General features: G+C 41.8%; 18 protein-coding genes. 12 read left to right on the top strand and 6 right to left on the bottom strand.

From position 1 onward, the window contains the following. The first annotated feature begins 28 nt into the window (after positions 1 to 28). Positions 29 to 448, top strand: coding sequence for an HIT family protein (locus AC4HAI_RS05420; RefSeq protein ID WP_491079328.1), 420 nt, complete (start codon positions 29 to 31; stop codon positions 446 to 448). After that, a complete protein-coding gene (locus AC4HAI_RS05415; RefSeq protein WP_491110732.1) occupies positions 445 to 735 on the top strand; it encodes a hypothetical protein in 291 nt (96 codons plus the stop codon). Before AC4HAI_RS05420 ends, AC4HAI_RS05415 begins: the two co-directional genes overlap by 4 nt. Positions 736 to 1,202: 467 nt before the next feature. Here the strand turns inward: AC4HAI_RS05415 and lytR are convergent, their stop codons facing one another. From lytR to AC4HAI_RS05395, 4 genes are all read right to left on the bottom strand, one after another. Beyond that, the gene (gene lytR, locus AC4HAI_RS05410) at positions 1,203 to 2,402 is read right to left on the bottom strand and encodes a glycopolymer--peptidoglycan transferase LytR (RefSeq protein WP_491110731.1); all 1,200 of its coding nucleotides are present in this window, start codon (positions 2,400 to 2,402) and stop codon (positions 1,203 to 1,205) included. 1 nt (position 2,403) lies between these two features. Continuing rightward, on the bottom strand, positions 2,404 to 2,913 hold the full coding sequence (locus AC4HAI_RS05405) for a GNAT family N-acetyltransferase (protein ID WP_491110730.1): 510 nt from the start codon (positions 2,911 to 2,913) through the stop codon (positions 2,404 to 2,406). Then, a complete protein-coding gene (tsaE, locus tag AC4HAI_RS05400; RefSeq protein WP_491110728.1) occupies positions 2,888 to 3,346 on the bottom strand; it encodes a tRNA (adenosine(37)-N6)-threonylcarbamoyltransferase complex ATPase subunit type 1 TsaE in 459 nt (152 codons plus the stop codon). The genes AC4HAI_RS05405 and tsaE overlap by 26 nt, the downstream gene beginning before the upstream one ends. 290 nt (positions 3,347 to 3,636) lie before the next feature. Continuing rightward, positions 3,637 to 5,058, bottom strand: a complete 1,422-nt coding sequence (locus tag AC4HAI_RS05395) for an NCS2 family permease (protein ID WP_491079334.1) — start codon at positions 5,056 to 5,058, stop codon at positions 3,637 to 3,639. A gap of 283 nt (positions 5,059 to 5,341) precedes the next feature. On the opposite strand from AC4HAI_RS05395, the gene AC4HAI_RS05390 reads away from it, so the two are divergent. The 10 genes from AC4HAI_RS05390 to serS all read left to right on the top strand — a co-directional run bounded on the left by AC4HAI_RS05390 (position 5,342) and on the right by serS (position 14,662). Next, on the top strand, positions 5,342 to 6,154 hold the full coding sequence (locus tag AC4HAI_RS05390) for a Cof-type HAD-IIB family hydrolase (RefSeq protein ID WP_491079335.1): 813 nt from the start codon (positions 5,342 to 5,344) through the stop codon (positions 6,152 to 6,154). A gap of 255 nt (positions 6,155 to 6,409) precedes the next feature. After that, positions 6,410 to 7,417 carry a PTS sugar transporter subunit IIB gene (locus AC4HAI_RS05385; RefSeq protein WP_491110727.1) on the top strand — a complete coding sequence of 336 codons (1,008 nt, stop codon included), beginning with the start codon at positions 6,410 to 6,412 and terminating at the stop codon, positions 7,415 to 7,417. A 19-nt stretch (positions 7,418 to 7,436) separates the two neighbouring features. Then, positions 7,437 to 8,237: a PTS mannose/fructose/sorbose transporter subunit IIC gene (locus AC4HAI_RS05380; protein ID WP_491079337.1), complete on the top strand. Its 801-nt coding sequence runs from the start codon at positions 7,437 to 7,439 to the stop codon at positions 8,235 to 8,237. Positions 8,238 to 8,253: 16 nt separating this feature from the next. Next, positions 8,254 to 9,174 (top strand): PTS system mannose/fructose/sorbose family transporter subunit IID, encoded by a 921-nt coding sequence (locus tag AC4HAI_RS05375; protein WP_491079338.1) that lies wholly within the window; start codon positions 8,254 to 8,256, stop codon positions 9,172 to 9,174. A 17-nt stretch (positions 9,175 to 9,191) separates the two neighbouring features. Then, positions 9,192 to 9,566 carry a DUF956 family protein gene (locus AC4HAI_RS05370; protein ID WP_491079339.1) on the top strand — a complete coding sequence of 125 codons (375 nt, stop codon included), beginning with the start codon at positions 9,192 to 9,194 and terminating at the stop codon, positions 9,564 to 9,566. Positions 9,567 to 9,863: 297 nt separating this feature from the next. Next, on the top strand, positions 9,864 to 10,856 hold the full coding sequence (locus AC4HAI_RS05365) for a PTS sugar transporter subunit IIB (protein WP_491079340.1): 993 nt from the start codon (positions 9,864 to 9,866) through the stop codon (positions 10,854 to 10,856). Positions 10,857 to 10,876: 20 nt separating this feature from the next. After that, a complete protein-coding gene (locus tag AC4HAI_RS05360) occupies positions 10,877 to 11,689 on the top strand; it encodes a PTS mannose/fructose/sorbose transporter subunit IIC (RefSeq protein WP_491079341.1) in 813 nt (270 codons plus the stop codon). A gap of 14 nt (positions 11,690 to 11,703) precedes the next feature. Further along, positions 11,704 to 12,621: a PTS system mannose/fructose/sorbose family transporter subunit IID gene (locus AC4HAI_RS05355; protein WP_491079342.1), complete on the top strand. Its 918-nt coding sequence runs from the start codon at positions 11,704 to 11,706 to the stop codon at positions 12,619 to 12,621. Positions 12,622 to 12,693: 72 nt separating this feature from the next. Then, a complete protein-coding gene (locus AC4HAI_RS05350) occupies positions 12,694 to 13,065 on the top strand; it encodes a DUF956 family protein (protein ID WP_491079343.1) in 372 nt (123 codons plus the stop codon). Positions 13,066 to 13,387: 322 nt separating this feature from the next. After that, positions 13,388 to 14,662: a serine--tRNA ligase gene (gene serS, locus AC4HAI_RS05345; protein ID WP_491079344.1), complete on the top strand. Its 1,275-nt coding sequence runs from the start codon at positions 13,388 to 13,390 to the stop codon at positions 14,660 to 14,662. Positions 14,663 to 15,095: 433 nt separating this feature from the next. On the opposite strand, the gene AC4HAI_RS05340 is transcribed toward serS, so the two are convergent. After that, a complete protein-coding gene (locus AC4HAI_RS05340; RefSeq protein WP_491110726.1) occupies positions 15,096 to 15,296 on the bottom strand; it encodes a hypothetical protein in 201 nt (66 codons plus the stop codon). A 142-nt stretch (positions 15,297 to 15,438) separates the two neighbouring features. Further along, positions 15,439 to 16,062 carry an HI_0552 family protein gene (locus tag AC4HAI_RS05335; RefSeq protein WP_491079345.1) on the bottom strand — a complete coding sequence of 208 codons (624 nt, stop codon included), beginning with the start codon at positions 16,060 to 16,062 and terminating at the stop codon, positions 15,439 to 15,441. Positions 16,063 to 16,070: the final 8 nt, after the last annotated feature.

Here is a 16,070-nt window from a genome sequence, read left to right as displayed (position 1 = left end):
GCCTCTCTGAAATCGAGGAGTTACCCGTATGGATAATTGTATTTTTTGCCAGATTGTTGCTGGAGAAATTCCATCATCTAAAATTTATGAGGATGATCTTGTGATGGCCTTTTTAGACATATCACAGACTACCAAGGGGCATACCTTAGTCATCCCCAAAGCACATGTACGCAATGTCCTGGATATGGACGAGGCTACTGCTGGTGATCTTTTCGCTCGCATTCCTAGGCTAGCACGCGCTGTTAAAGCAGCCACTAATGCCAAGGGCCTCAATATTCTTAACAATAATGAAGAGGCTGCTGGACAAACTGTTTATCATGCGCATATTCATCTTATTCCAAGATATGATGACACAGATGCTATTTCTATCCAATTCACTGAGCATGAACCTGATTTTGAAGCTCTCAATCAGCTAGCAACATTGATTAGTGAAGAGGTAATGCAATGAGACTAAAAAGTATATTAACTATTGTCCTTTTGGGCTACGGCGGCGTCAAAGCTGTCCAACACCGCAAAGAGCTTAGGGCTCAGTTTTCAGAGATCCAAGAAACTTTCCAGATTATTCAAAAGGATTGGCAAGCTATTCAAAAAAATACAGCGACTATTAAACAGCAGCTTGATCTTATCAATCATTATAAAGACGATCTTGATTATCAGACTAAGGTCTTTGGACAAGAAGCCAAGACTCGCTTGGCAAATATCCAGGTGCAAGTCAAAAAATGGCAAACTAATTAGCCAATTTCATTAAAGAGGCTGAGACAAAAGTTCTCAGCCTTATTTATTTGGTCAATTTTATTGACTAGGCGCAGTTGTTGGGAGTAAGACTTATTGGCTATGCCAACTTTAGTCTTACCCCTGCTCTGTTCATTAGGTGCTTTAGTACCAATGAACCACTGCTGATTGGTAGTCCTTATCTTTGGGCGCATTCTTATTTTCAGGCACCCCTTAAACAGTCCACTGGACTGTTTAAGTACCATGCAAGTGATAACCTCCAAAGATCCAGTAGAGCTTTTTAATCGGGAAATAAAGCTTGCAAAACAAGTGGCAAAATGCTCCAGTGGACTTTGGCAGTCTGGGGATAGACTGCCAAAGCCTGCCACCTAAAAATAAGAAGGTGGCAGAACTCCGAGTCCAAAAATAGGAAAGCGAGGTAAATAAAAACCGTGATTTTCTCACGGTTTACTGATTGAGTCCCACTCTCTTTATGGTGTTGCCGAGGCGCTAGGTGCTGCTCCAGAAGAAGGAACCGATGAAGCCGGCGCCTGACTACTTGGTGCTGGAGCTATGTAGGACTCAGATGGAGCACTATAAGATGGTGCTGTTTCACTGTAAGGGGTAACATTATCAGAACCACTCTGACTAGAGCCCTCACTGCTTTGAGAGCTGGAACTACCGTAACTTCCGTATAATTCTTCGTACAAGACAGCATTGGTCTTCAAGCTGTCCTTAGTCACTAGGCTTAGTCCCAGTTGCTTTTTAATTCTATTTTGGATTTTAAGCAGGCCATCCAAGTCAGCTACTTGGTAGGATCCCCCGTCAATCTCAGCATCTGATCCACGTAATTGATAGGTTTTAACATTTTTAATAGCCTGACGGTACTTCAAGAGGTTGTTAAGATTGTTACTGTTAAGCGAAATATCCGTCTTCATATTGGCACTGATAGCTTTGAGAATTTTTTGGTAATTTCCTACGCTAGATCCCATGTTGAGCAGTTTTTCGACCACTTTTTGGATAACTATACGCTGCCGCTCCTGACGTCCATAGTCCCCTTTAGGGTCATCATAGCGCATCCGCGAGTAAACTAAAGCTTGCTCCCCATTAATATGATGGGTTCCAGGTTCCACTTTAGCAGTGTGCTGAGGTTCGTTTTTTTCGATAGAGATTGGGAAATCAAACTCATTGGTTACTTTGATGCCACCAACAGCGTCAACTAAATCTACCAACCCTTGCATGTTGACTTGCATATAGTAATCAATATCAATGTCTAACAGGTTACCGATCCTACTCAGCGCCTCTTTGGTCCCCCCGTTAGCATAGGCGGCATTGAGCTTGGCGTGTTCTTGTGTTCCTTCCTGATCTGATAAATCAACTAAGATATCACGCTCTAGACTGGTCATAGTTGTTTGCTTGGTCTTAGGATTAACGGTGACTAGGAGCATGGTGTCACTGTTTCCCTCCCAGGTTTCTTTACGATGGGAGTCTCCAGTATCTACCCCCATGAGTAAGACTGAAAAAGGCTCTGACTCTTCAATAGCATTGCTGCTCTTACCAAACTGCTCGAATGTTTTAGCCAACTCAAAATTGGAGAAGTTGATAAAACTACCGCCATAAACTGCTATAGCAAGCATGGTAGTCACAACAATAGCAGTCAGCATCAAAAAAATTTTTCTTCCTAATTTCATATCATTCCTTACTTAATTGCATACTCATTTGATAGACATCTAAGGGCAAGCCCTCTTTACTTAAGATAGCCTTTTTTAGAAGCCGATCATATTCAAAACCGAATTTTTTGTAGAGATGAAGGGCAACCGTATTTCTAGCTTGGACAGTCAAACGTAAACCCACTAGGATACCACTTTCTAAAGCCCAATCTAGCATCACTTCCATGAGGAGATTTCCTAATCCCTGACCACGATAGTCTTGGTCCACTGCTAGAAAGACATCCCCAATTGCGCCAGATTCCTCAACAACATTAACGAGACCAACTACATGCTCATCTATCTTGGCAAGAAGACATAGACAGCCTAAAGATTCTGAACTTTGATTTAGAAATATTGCCATCTGCTCCACATCTAAGGAGGGGCCTTCTTTATAAATCAGGTCAGTCTCCTGGGTAACTCTAGCTAGAAAGTCTACCAAGGCAGAAGCATCTCTAGAACTGGCTTCTTCAATAAGAACTTCTCGACTCGTCACTGATCTCCTCCAATAAGATTTGCGATCTAGCACCAGCAGGATGAAAGGAAACCTGACGTCCATTGTCTAGTCTATCTATGATGATTTGAAGGTAGTCATCTGGCAAGCTGCTTTCCAGAACCTCTCCCCATTCTATAATGGTCACACCATCTGCAAAGAGAAACTCGTCAAGATCAATCGAATCAGGGTCATCACCAATACGGTAAACATCTAAATGATATAGTGGTAGCTCACCTTCATATTCTCGCACGATCGTATAGGTAGGGCTTTTTATCATTTGGTTAATGCCAAGACTTTTAGCAATACCTTTTGTCAATGTCGTCTTGCCAGATCCTAGCTCTCCTGTCAGTATAAGAACATCTCTTGGTTTAAGACGAGAGCCTATTTGGCGACCAATCGCTATCAATTCCTCTTCGCTATGGCTATAAAACATGATCCCATTATACCAAAAAAGCTGAAACAGTTTCAATTTTTTTACTGGAGGGGCCTAAAGACTGGAAAATCTGAAAATTTCTTCATTAACTATACAAACAAAAAGCTGAGATAAAAATTCTCAGCTTTTTTCTATATTTGGTTAAGGTAGCTACAAAATCCTGAAAACTGCTTCTGTACAGTTTATGGATGATTTTTAAGCTACGGGCAGGACCTTAAAATAAGAGAGCTAAGGAAATCCACATTTTAGCATTATCGATTACCGCCCCTTATTCTTGTGCTTAAACTATACTAAAGAATGGCTAGACTGACAAAATTGAGTATGAAGAGGATGTCCAAAATCCAAAGGATGGCATGAATTTCTTTAGCTTCTCCTTTAATGATTTTCACGAGCGTATAGGTCAGGAAACCAGCAGCAATCCCGTAGGTGATACTGTAAGCAAAGCCCATGAAAATTGACGTAAAGAAGGCTGGAATTGCCTCAGAGATATCGTCCCATTTGATACTCTTTAGATTAGACAGCATCATCACACCAACAATGATCAAAATTGGTGCAGTTGCAGCATTAGGAACAATAGAAATCAAGGGACTGAAGATACTTGAGACAGCAAATAAGGCTGCTACCACCAACGCTGTCAACCCTGTACGACCTCCAGCTCCAATACCTGCGGCAGACTCCACATAGGTTGTCACATTTGAGGTTCCTGCAATAGCTCCAACTGTTGTCCCAACAAGATCTGAATAAAGGGCACGGTCAAGTCCAGTGGATTCATGATTATCTCCAGTTGTGGCAACAATACCAACCTTTTCACCTGTCCCAATCAAGGTTCCAATGGTATCGAAGATGTCCGTCAATGAGAAGGCTAGAATAGCCATAAACACACCTGGCAGACGAGAAGGATCAGCAAATAAGGCTCCCAGTCCTTTGCTACTCAAAGCAGCTCCAAAAACACTCTGTAAGTCTTTAAAGGATTGTCCCAAACTTGCAGCATGCCAGTCCACAGTACCGAGATCGACCACACCTATAGCAATACCGATAAGAGTTGTTAGGGCAATGGAAAGAATGACACCACCACGTATTTTCTTAACAATAAAGATGATGGTAATCAGCAGACCAAGCAAAGCCAGAATCACAGCTGGAGAATTAAATGCCACCAAGCTAGGCGTAGCACCAGAGTTAGCAGTGATTGAAGCCAGAGCTTTGTCAGCTCCTTTACCAGAGACGGTATATTTACCTGGATCAATAGCGAACTCGAGCAAGCCTGCATTTTTAATCCCAACATAGGCCAAGAAAACGCCGATACCGGCTGAAATTGCTGATTTGATCTGGCTAGGAATAGATTCTATAATCATCTTGCGAACCTTAGTCAGGGTAATAACCAGAGAAATGACGCCACAGATAAAGACCATAGCTAGAGCTTCCTGCCAGCTGTAACCTAGAGAGAAAACCACTGTGTAGGTAAAGAAAGCATTGAGTCCCATTCCCGGTGCTTGAGCATAGGGAAGATTAGCATAAAAAGCCATCATCAGGGTCCCAGCTACCGCACCTAAGATAGTGGCCAAGAAAACACCTTGTTGGGGCATACCAGTTTGGCTCAGCATAGCTGGGTTGACAAAGAGGATATAAGACATGGCAAAAAAGGTAGTTAGACCTGCCGTGATTTCAGTACGAACATCCGTACCATGCTCTCTTAATTTGAACAATTTTTCCATTTTGTGGAAACATCCTTTCTACTACTTCACCGTTCATCAGCACTAATTTAGAACGATAATTACATTATATCTTATAATCGTTCGGAAAACAACTACTGTTTTTTATTACCCCCTCCCTCAACTCTGCTTTTTCCCATTTTCTCCTTAACAATGAGCAGGAAAAAGCAGGATCCTATTTTATTTTTGTCAAGCACTTTCTTAGGATTTTCACTTTGGCTGGTCCCTACAGATCAGGTGCTGAAGCCATCCAGTTTTTTAGGCATTTTTTTGTTATAATGACTCTATGACAAAGAAAATTATTGCACTTGATTTAGATGGAACACTGCTTAAAAGCGACAATACTATCTCTGAGTATACCTTATCTACTCTAAAAGCGATCGAAGCACAGGGTCACCGGATTGTCATTGTTACTGGCCGTCCTTATCGTATGGCTAAGGGGATCTATGATCTGCTGGGGCACACCGGCCCTATGATCAACTTCAATGGCGCCCTCACCCATATCCCTGAAACCAAATGGTCAGGGGAACTCAATATCAAGGTGGATAAACACTATCTTTTCGAGACACTTAAGAACTACGAAGCCTTTGAAATTGATTTTCTTGCCAGCGAGTACCGTAAAAACTTCTATATTACCATGGATAATCGTGATCGCATTCCCCCTGAGATTTTTGGTGTACCAGCCATTATTGATCAGATGGCTCTCATTCCAGAAAAAATCACACGAGATCCTAACGCCCTACTCATGCAAACACGTGCCCAAGATAAATATGAACTGGCTGATCAAATCCGCCAGCATTTCGACCATCAAGTCGAAGTCGATTCTTGGGGTGGTCCTATGAATATCTTGGAATTCTCACCTAAGGGGGTCAATAAAGCTTTTGCACTTAAGCACCTTCTCAAGGAACTGAACGCCGACATTGGTGATCTGATAGCTTTTGGAGATGAGCACAACGATACAGAAATGCTAGCACTCGCTTCCAGCAGTTATGCTATGAAAAATGCTAATGAGATCTTACTGCCCTATGCGGACTTTGTTACTAAATTTACCAATGAAGAAGACGGTGTGGCTCGCCAGTTAGAGGAGTTGTTCCTGTAAATCTATCAAAATCTATCAAAAGTCGAGAATCTTATCGTTCTCGACTTTTTTACTGTCTTAATATTGGAATAGTCCCTGTAAAATCTTGGTGGCTTTTGCTAATTTTCATATTTTTCTGACAATTATATTGACAAAAATCTGTAAGCGTTTTACAATTATAATGTTCTTAAATACCTATAGGGTTCTGCGAAAAGGTTATTAATTCGGAGATTGTGAGGAATCCCATGGAAATAATTTAAAGGAGGAATTTTAAGAATGGGTATCGGTATTATTATTGCCAGCCACGGTAAGTTTGCTGAAGGTATCCACCAATCTGGCTCTATGATTTTCGGTGAGCAAGAAAAGGTTCAGGTTGTTACTTTCATGCCAAACGAAGGGCCGGACGACCTATACAGCCACTTCCAAGAGGCTATTGCTCAATTTGATGATGACGATGACATCTTGGTCTTGGCTGATTTGTGGTCTGGATCTCCCTTCAACCAAGCCAGTCGTGTCATGGAGGAAACACCTAATCGCAAGATGGCCATCATGACGGGTCTCAACCTGCCAATGTTGATACAGGCTTATACAGAGCGAATGATGGCTGGGGATGCAGGAGTTGAGGCTGTTGTCGCCAATATTTACAAGGAAACGAAAGAAGGCGTTAAGATTCTTCCTAGCGAACTGACACCGGACGAACCTTCTGCTTCTGAGCCTTCTGCTCAAAGTTCAGCTCCTCAGGGAACTATCCCTGAAGGAACCGTTCTGGGTGATGGTAAAATTGAGTACGTGCTTGCACGTGTTGATACACGTTTGCTGCACGGTCAGGTTGCAACCGGCTGGACACGCTCAACTAATCCGGATCGGATCATTGTTGTATCAGACACTGTTTGTCGTGATACCTTGCGTTCAAATATGATCAAGCAGGCTGCCCCAAGTGGCGTTCGTGTTAATGTTATCCCTGTAGAAAATATGGTTAAAGCTAACAATGATCCTCGGTTCGGGGACACACGTGCCATGCTTCTCTTTGAATCTGTGGAAGATGCACTGACTGCTGTCAAAGCTGGGGTCGATGTCAAGGAAATCAACCTTGGTTCATCTGCCTACAAGGACGGTAAAGTTAATGTTACTAAGGCTTTGTCATTTGATCAAACCGATGTAGATGCCATCAAGGAATTGCAGTCACTGGGTGTGACATTTGACGTTCGCGGTGTCCCAAGTGATAGTCCAGCCAACATTGATGAACTTGTCGCATCTGCTGAAAAGAAACTCTCAGAAAACTAATAATCCGGAGGATACATAAATGAGTACAATACAAATTATTTTAGTCGTTATTGTTGCCTTTATCGTCGGTTGTAGCTCAGTTAATGACCAGATTGAAACTTATCAACCTGTTGTTGCCTGCTCTTTGATCGGCTTGGTAACAGGGCACTTAGAGCTCGGTGTTATGCTCGGTGGTAGCTTGCAATTGATTACCATGGGCTGGGCTAATGTCGGGGCAGCTATGGCTCCCGATGCTTCACTAGCTGGTGTTGCTTCTGCTATTATTCTGATCCTTGGTGGTGAAGGCGCTAAGGGAATTGGTCCAGCCATCGCCTTGGCTGTTCCTTTGGCTGTTGCGGGTCTTGGATTGACTATGCTTGTCCGTACAGCAACGGTCTTCATCGCTCACATTATGGATAGTCATGCTGAAGAGGCTGACATAGCTGCTATCCAAAGATGGCACTTCATCGGTATGACTCTTCAAGGTCTGCGTGTGGCAATCCCAGCTCTTCTTTTGATGCTTATCCCAGTCGAAACCGTGCAAAAAGGACTCGAGTCTATGCCTGAGTTACTCAAAGATGGAATGACTATCGGTGGTGGTATGGTCGTAGCTGTCGGTTATGCCATGGTTATCAATATGATGTCTAGTCGTGAAGTCTGGCCCTTCTTCTTCCTTGGGTTTGCACTTGCCGCTATTAGTGAGTTGACCTTGATCAGTTTGGGTATCATTGGTGTCTGTCTAGCTGTCTTGTTCCTTGCCCTTGAAGGTAGCGGTTCAAACGGTTCTTCAAACAGTGGTGGCTCAGGTGATCCGCTTGGTGAAATTCTTGAGGACTTTTAATTGAGGAGAAAATACTATGGCTGATAATAAAATTACATTAACAAAAAGAGATCGTATCAAAACATTCTTGCGTTCATACTTCCTGCTTAGCTCCTTCAACTATGAGCGGATGCAAAATGGTGGGGTTGCTTATACACTTATCCCTGCGATCAAAAAACTCTACACTAAAAAAGAAGATCGTGCTGCCGCTCTTAAACGCCACTTAGAATTCTTCAACACACATCCCTTTATGGCAAACCCAATCTTTGGAGTAACCTTAGCTCTCGAAGAAGAAAGAGCTAACGGTGCCAAAGTTGATGATGCCGCTGTCTCTGGGGTTAAAATCGGTATGATGGGACCTTTGGCTGGTGCAGGTGATCCACTCTTTTGGTTCACCCTTCGTCCAATCCTCCTTTCCCTTGGAGCTAGCTTGGCAATTTCAGGTAGCGTCATCGGTCCAATTCTTTTCTTTGTTCTTTGGAACATCATGGCAGCAGTTGTCAAATGGTATACCCAAGAATTTGGTTACAGGGCAGGTACAACAATTACTGATGACTTATCAGGAAACCTTCTCCAGATGGTGACACGTGGCGCTTCTATGATGGGTATGTTCGTTATCGGTGCCCTTATCGAACGTTGGGTTACTATTAACTTCACACCTATTGTTTCCACTGTTAAACAACAAGACGATGCCTATATTCATTGGGATAAAATCCCTTCTGGTGCTAAGGGAATTAAAGAGGCATTGATCCAATATGACTTAGGTAAAGGTAAGGCTTTAGATGTTAATAAAGTCACTACTTTACAAGATAACTTGGATCAATTGATCCCTGGTCTTGCTGCCCTTGGTCTGACTTTCTTGTGTATGTACCTACTCAAGAAAAAAGTTTCTCCAATTGTCATTATCATTGGAATCTTTGTTCTTGCTATTGCACTTCACGCTATTAATGTCTTGTAATCAGGCGGAGATACTACATGGTTAAATCACTCAATTCAAAAATGGATCTTACCTCCAAAGGGACTTGGTTCCGCAATGGTCCAATCTATGGCAATATTATGGTTGGTGATGTGGCCTTTGAGTTTTACAATGACACCAAGTTACAAGATTATATTCAAATTCCTTGGGATGAGATCACCTATGTAGTCGCTGACACCTATTTCGGCAATCGCTATATTCCACGTTTTGAAATTCGTACTAAACACGATGGTGTTATGCGCTTTGCCAGTCGCAATAGTCGAGCAACTCTGAAGGCGATTCAGCAACATATCCCACGTGAAAGCTTGAGAAAGGCTAGTAGCGTTGGAAGTATTTTAAAGCATCGCTTTAAGGCATTGGTTAAAAGACGATAACACCTTACAGCTATGAGACTGGGCAAAAAATCGCCCAGTCTTTTTGGTTTTATTATAAACTTTTGACTCAGTAGCTGGCTAGTTTCTCTCTTGCCACCAGTTCAAATTTGTCATTAATTGGTAGAAAATGGTAATTTTTGAAAATATCAGAATTTTTCCTACAAATTGTCTTGACATTTTTTTGAAAGCGTTTTACAATTAGAATGTTCTTGACCGTCACTAAGGTTCAAAAAGAAAAGTTGTCATGAGATTATGGCGAATCTTTACGACTATTATAAATAAGGAGGAAATTCAAGAATGGGTATCGGTATTATTATTGCCAGCCACGGTAAGTTTGCTGAAGGTATCCACCAATCTGGCTCTATGATTTTCGGTGAGCAAGAAAAGGTTCAGGTTGTTACTTTCATGCCAAACGAAGGGCCGGACGACCTATACAGCCACTTCCAAGAGGCTATCGCTCAGTTTGATGATGACGATGAGATCTTGGTCTTGGCTGATTTATGGTCTGGTTCACCCTTCAACCAAGCCAGCCGGATCATGGGAGATAATCCTGAGCGCAAAATGGCTATTCTTACAGGTCTCAACTTGCCAATGTTGATACAGGCCTATACAGAGCGTCTCATGGCAGCGGATGCAGGGGTTGAAGCTGTCGCAGCTAACATTATCAAGGAAGCTAAAGAAGGCATCAAGCCGCTTCCAGAAGAACTCAGTCCTGCTGAGGAGGCAGCTCCTCAAGCAGCTGAAAGTGCTAGCCCTCAAGGAGCGATTCCTGAGGGAACAGTTATTGGCGATGGTAAGCTTAAGATCAATCTCGCACGTGTTGACACACGCTTGTTGCATGGTCAAGTTGCTACTAACTGGACACCCTTCTCTAAAGCTGATCGCATTATCGTCGCATCTGACGCAGTTTCACAGGATGATCTTCGTAAAAATTTGATTAAGCAAGCAGCACCAAATGGTGTTAGGGCTAATGTTGTTCCGATCAAGAAATTGATCGAGGCTGCTAAAGATCCACGCTTTGGTAACACGCATGCTCTCATTTTGTTTGAAACTCCACAGGAGGCACTTCAAGCTATCGAAGGTGGAGTTCCAATCAAGGAACTGAATATCGGATCCATGGCTCACTCAACTGGAAAAACGATGGTTAATAATGTCTTATCTATGGATAAAGACGATGTTGCAACCTTTGAAAAGTTGCGTGATCTAGGTGTTGAGTTCGATGTTCGTAAAGTTCCGAATGATTCTAAGAAAGACTTGTTCGATCTTATCGATAAAGCAAATGTTCAATAAATAGGAAAGGAACTAAAATAATGTCAATTATCTCAATTATTTTGGTCCTTATCATCGCCTTCTTTGCAGGGCTTGATGGTATCTTGGACCAATTCCAATTCCACCAACCCTTGGTGTCATGTACTTTGATCGGTCTTGCAACTGGTCATCCTGTTGCTGGTATAATGCTTGGTGGACAACTACAAATGCTTGCTCTTGGTTGGGCAAATATCGGAGCTGCTGTTGCGCCCGATATCGCTCTTGCATCTACTGCAGCATCTGTCATTATGGTCAAAGGTAACGACTTCACTCAAAAAGGTATTACTATTGCCTACGGTGTTGCTATTCCATTGGCTGTTGCAGGTCTCGCTCTAACAATGCTAGTACGTACAATCTCTGTTGGTATTGTTCATGGTGCTGATGCTGCCGCTAAAAATGGTAATATTGCTGGGGTAGAACGTGCTCACTTTACAGCTCTTCTTCTGCAAGGTCTTCGTATTGCTGTGCCTGTTGGCCTTCTTCTAGCACTTCGTACCGAGGATGTTCAGGCTATGTTGAATTCTATTCCCGATTGGCTTTCCGATGGTATGACTATCGGCGGTGGTATGGTTGTCGCTGTAGGTTATGCCATGGTTATTAATATGATGGCAACTCGTGAAACTTGGCCATTCTTTGCTCTTGGCTTTGTCTTTGCAGCAGTTACTGATTTTACATTGATAGCTCTCGGTACAATTGGGGTCGCTTTTGCTCTTATCTATCTCAACCTTTCAGATATGGCTGGTAAAGGTGGCGGATCAGCTGGTTCTTCTGGTGGTTCTGGAGACCCAATCGGCGATATCTTGGAAGATTACTAGAAAGGAGCAATACAATGTCAGAAAGAATTCAATTATCAAAATCTGATCGTCGTAAAGTTTGGTGGCGCTCGACTTTCCTTCAAGGATCATGGAACTACGAACGTATGCAAAACTTGGGATGGGCTTACGCACTTATCCCTGCTATTAAAAAGCTTTACACTACTAAAGAAGACCAAGCTGCCGCTCTTGAGCGTCATTTGGAATTCTTCAATACTCACCCTTATGTAGCTTCTCCTATTCTAGGGGTATCTCTAGCTCTTGAAGAAGAAAAAGCTAATGGTTCTGAAATCGATGATGCTGCTATTCAAGGTGTTAAAATCGGTATGATGGGGCCTTTGGCTGGTATCGGTGACCCTGTTTTCTGGTTTACTGTCCGCCCTATTCTAGGTGCTCTTGGAGCTTCACTAGCATCAGCCGGCAATATTCTCGGTCCGATCATTTTCTTCCTTGGTTGGAACATCATTCGTATGGCCTTCTTGTGGTATACTCAAGAATTCGGTTATAGAGCAGGTTCTGAAATTACTAAGGATTTGTCCGGTGGACTTCTTCAAAAAATTACCAAGGGTGCTTCTATTCTTGGAATGTTTATCTTAGCGGCTTTGGTTGAACGTTGGGTAACTGTAAAATTCACCCTCCCACTCCCTGATAAACTTCTCCAAGATGGGGCTTACATCAAATTCCCAGAATCTAAGGAAACTATCAATAGTGGACAGCTACAGGAAATTCTGGCTCATGTGAAAGATGGTTTGAGCTTGACTCAAAAGGAACCACAATCATTACAAGGACAATTAGACGCATTGATTCCTGGCTTTGCTGGACTTCTCCTTACTCTGCTGTGCATGTGGTTACTCAAGAAGAAAGTTTCCCCTATCTTTATGATTATTGGTCTCTTTATCATCGGTGTTCTTGCTCACCTTGTTAAATTGATGTAAGTATCTATCAAAGAGGGCGTAGGTCCTCTTTTTATTATAATATGATATAAAAAAACTAATAGGAAATATTTTATGGCTCTTTCATTCAATACTAGTGTTGATTTTTCTACCTCAGGTGTCTTTTATCGTGGCATGGACAATAAAGTAGGGGATTTTTTGATTGGTGATAAAGCTTTAGAGTTCTATAGAGACAATAATCCTGAGGACTATATTAAAATCCCTTGGTCAACGATTAGCAAAATTGGCGCTAATGTCCATGGACGTAAAATCAGTCGTCACTTTCAGGTGTTTACAGAAGAAGGTACCTTTCTTTTTGCATCCAAGGACTCTGGCAAGATTTTAAAGATTGCTCGTGAAAAACTAGGTGATGATAAAATTGTCAGGTTACCAACCCTACTTCAAAAGCTAACTAAATATCTAAAAAATTTACTTTCTCGTCGTTGATTTAAAACTAGTGGCACTAAAACTTACTAGTTTTTAGATTCTTTTATCCAATCATTCTTCTTTTTTCATCGCAATACTTGGTCTTGGTTTACTTTTTAGCCTAATTTCGCTATAATAACTGGTGACGGATAAGTAGGTCAGTCTGCTTTTTCAGAAAGTCTGCGGGGGTTGCGAGCAGATAAAGTGGCTTGGTCGAAATTCTACCGTTATTAATTCAATTAAATAGCAATTAAGTGCACAGCTAGTGAAGTTGGATGGAACCGTGCCCCAGGGGCACTCCAACGCTATACTAGCTGTGCTTTTTATTTAGAAAGAAGGACTTATGTTAGATTTAAAACGCATTCGTACTGACTTTGACACTGTGGCTGAAAAGCTAGCCAGTCGTGGGGTTGCTCAGGAAACTTTATCAGATCTTCATGCACTTGATATCAAACGCCGTGATCTCATCGTCAAGTCTGAAGAACTAAAAGCTGAGCGAAATGTTGCTTCTGCTGCTATTGCACAGGCTAAGCGCAATAAGGAAGATGCTACGGATCAAATTGCAACTATGCAAAAGGTGGCTTCCGATATCAAGGCTATTGATCAGGAACTCTCAGAAATTGATGACAAGGTCACTGAGTTCATCACAACACTTCCCAATATTCCTGCTGATGATGTCACTGTCGGTGCTGACGAAGATGATAATGTCGAAGTGCGTCGCTGGGGCAATCCACGTGATTTTGATTTTGAAATCAAGGCTCACTGGGATCTGGGAGAAGATCTCAATATCCTTGATTGGGAACGTGGGGCCAAGGTCACTGGATCACGCTTCCTCTTTTACAAAGGATTAGGGGCACGTCTGGAGCGGGCTATCTACAACTTTATGTTGGATGAGCACTCTAAAGAGGGCTATACCGAAATGATTCCTCCTTATATGGTCAATCACGACTCTATGTTTGGTACTGGTCAGTATCCAAAATTTAAAGAAGATACTTTTGAGTTAGCTGATTCCGACTATGTTCTTATTCCAACAGCTGAGGTTCCTTTGACCAACTTCTACCGAGATGAGATTGTTGATGGTAAAGATTTGCCGATCAAATTTACTGCTATGAGTCCATCATTCCGTTCAGAAGCTGGCTCTGCCGGACGAGATACACGTGGCTTGATCCGTCTTCACCAATTCCACAAGGTTGAAATGGTGAAGTTTTCTAAACCAGAGAATTCTTATGATGAATTAGAAAAAATGGTAGCTAATGCTGAAAATATCCTTCAAAAATTAGAGTTACCCTACCGTGTCATCACTCTTTGCACAGGCGATATGGGATTCTCAGCTGCCAAGACCTATGACCTTGAAGTCTGGATTCCAGCGCAAAATACTTACCGTGAAATTTCTTCGTGCTCAAATACAGAAGATTTTCAAGCTCGTCGTGCACAGATCCGCTACCGTGATGAAGCCGATGGCAAAGTCAAATTGCTCCACACGCTCAATGGTTCAGGACTAGCTGTTGGACGTACCGTCGCAGCCATTCTGGAAAACTATCAAAATGAAGATGGTTCTGTCACTATTCCAGAAGTCCTTCGTCCATACATGGGTGGTGTTGAGGTTATCAAGCCATAAATTGTAATAAGAGTGAGCCAGAAATCAGTATGTTGAAGTTACTGATTTCTCTTCGCTATCATAGCATTAAACGTAAGAGTCTGGGACTTTTGTCCCAGACTCGTTTTTTCTTTTAAAATTTTTCAAAGCCTCCAACTTTTCTAACTTTTGATCATAGCTATAATTAGTCCATATCAATCAATTAGATCATGAAGCAAGAGTATAATCATTTGTGATGAGCATCATCAGTTTAAGATCTTATCTGCCATCACTTACCATCTTGGTGGTTTATACCAAGAACAGTAGCAATAAAATCTGTGAAAGCAAGTAAAATATCAACTATGGTAGACATCTTATTTTCACCTCCTAATTTTCGCAATAAAAACCTACGGCAGATCCATTCTGACTCATCCCATACCTACCGCCGGGATTTATTTTTTGGTGCCAACGTACCCTATACTTTTTTGGAGCTTAACTTTGGATGTCTCCTTAAGATAGCTTTACGAACTTTAGTTTCAAAAGTTCCTGGTACTTTAGCTGCCCAATGATTCAACTGCTTTTGCCTCTCCCAATAAGGATCAGTTCCTGCATTGACTACACTAATAGAAACTACAAGCATCAAAGATAATAAGACTAAAACTTTAAATATTACCATCTATATGTACTATGTTGCCATAGAACCTCTAAAAACGCAAGCGTTTTCAAAGGTTGGTAACGACATCTCTTTTGATTTACAAAAACAATAGATAAGCAGTCCAATTGATACTTTCTACAGAGTTTAAAGGTATTCAGAAAGCCTATTTTGTGACATTATAATAAGGTAATAATTTCTCAAATCCTTTAGCTAGCAGTTCTGTCAATTGCTCACTCCTTAGATCAACTGTTATTGGAATATCATATTTAACTAAAACTTTACGAACCTGTCCAGAGGTTACTTGTTTCTTTAGCATTATCCTATTTTCTTCTGTTCCATCGACTAGATAGCTATGACCATTTTCTTGAGCAAAATAGTAAAGCGGTTCAGTGATTGGTACTGTCAAGACCTTATTTTGTTTGGATAAGGTATCTTCTGATTTTTTGCGTTCAACAAAGCTGACCTCTACCGAGATGCCAAAGTTATCCTTGTGACCATAGAGGCGGATAGCCAAGCCAACATCATATGGATTGTCCTGAGGCTGCTTGAAATAGCACCAAAAACGCGGCCGTGCGACTTGAGCTTGATTAGCCCAGTTACTGACTCGGGTCATTTCAAAAGGGGTTACTTTATCTGCTAGATATTTAGCAATACCTGTAAATTCTGATCGGGCATTTTGTCCCAGCTGTTTGAGCTTGATCATCTCACTAGCTAGGGGGCCTGCTTTTTCAGGCTTGATATATTTAAAGCCCTGGTAATTCAAATAATCATTTATTTCTTGGTACATGTTTACTA

The organism is Streptococcus sp. ALY_208 (assembly GCF_058314295.1).
The sequence above is the reverse complement of the archived record's forward strand: the minus strand, read 5'-3'. Positions and strand labels throughout refer to the sequence as shown.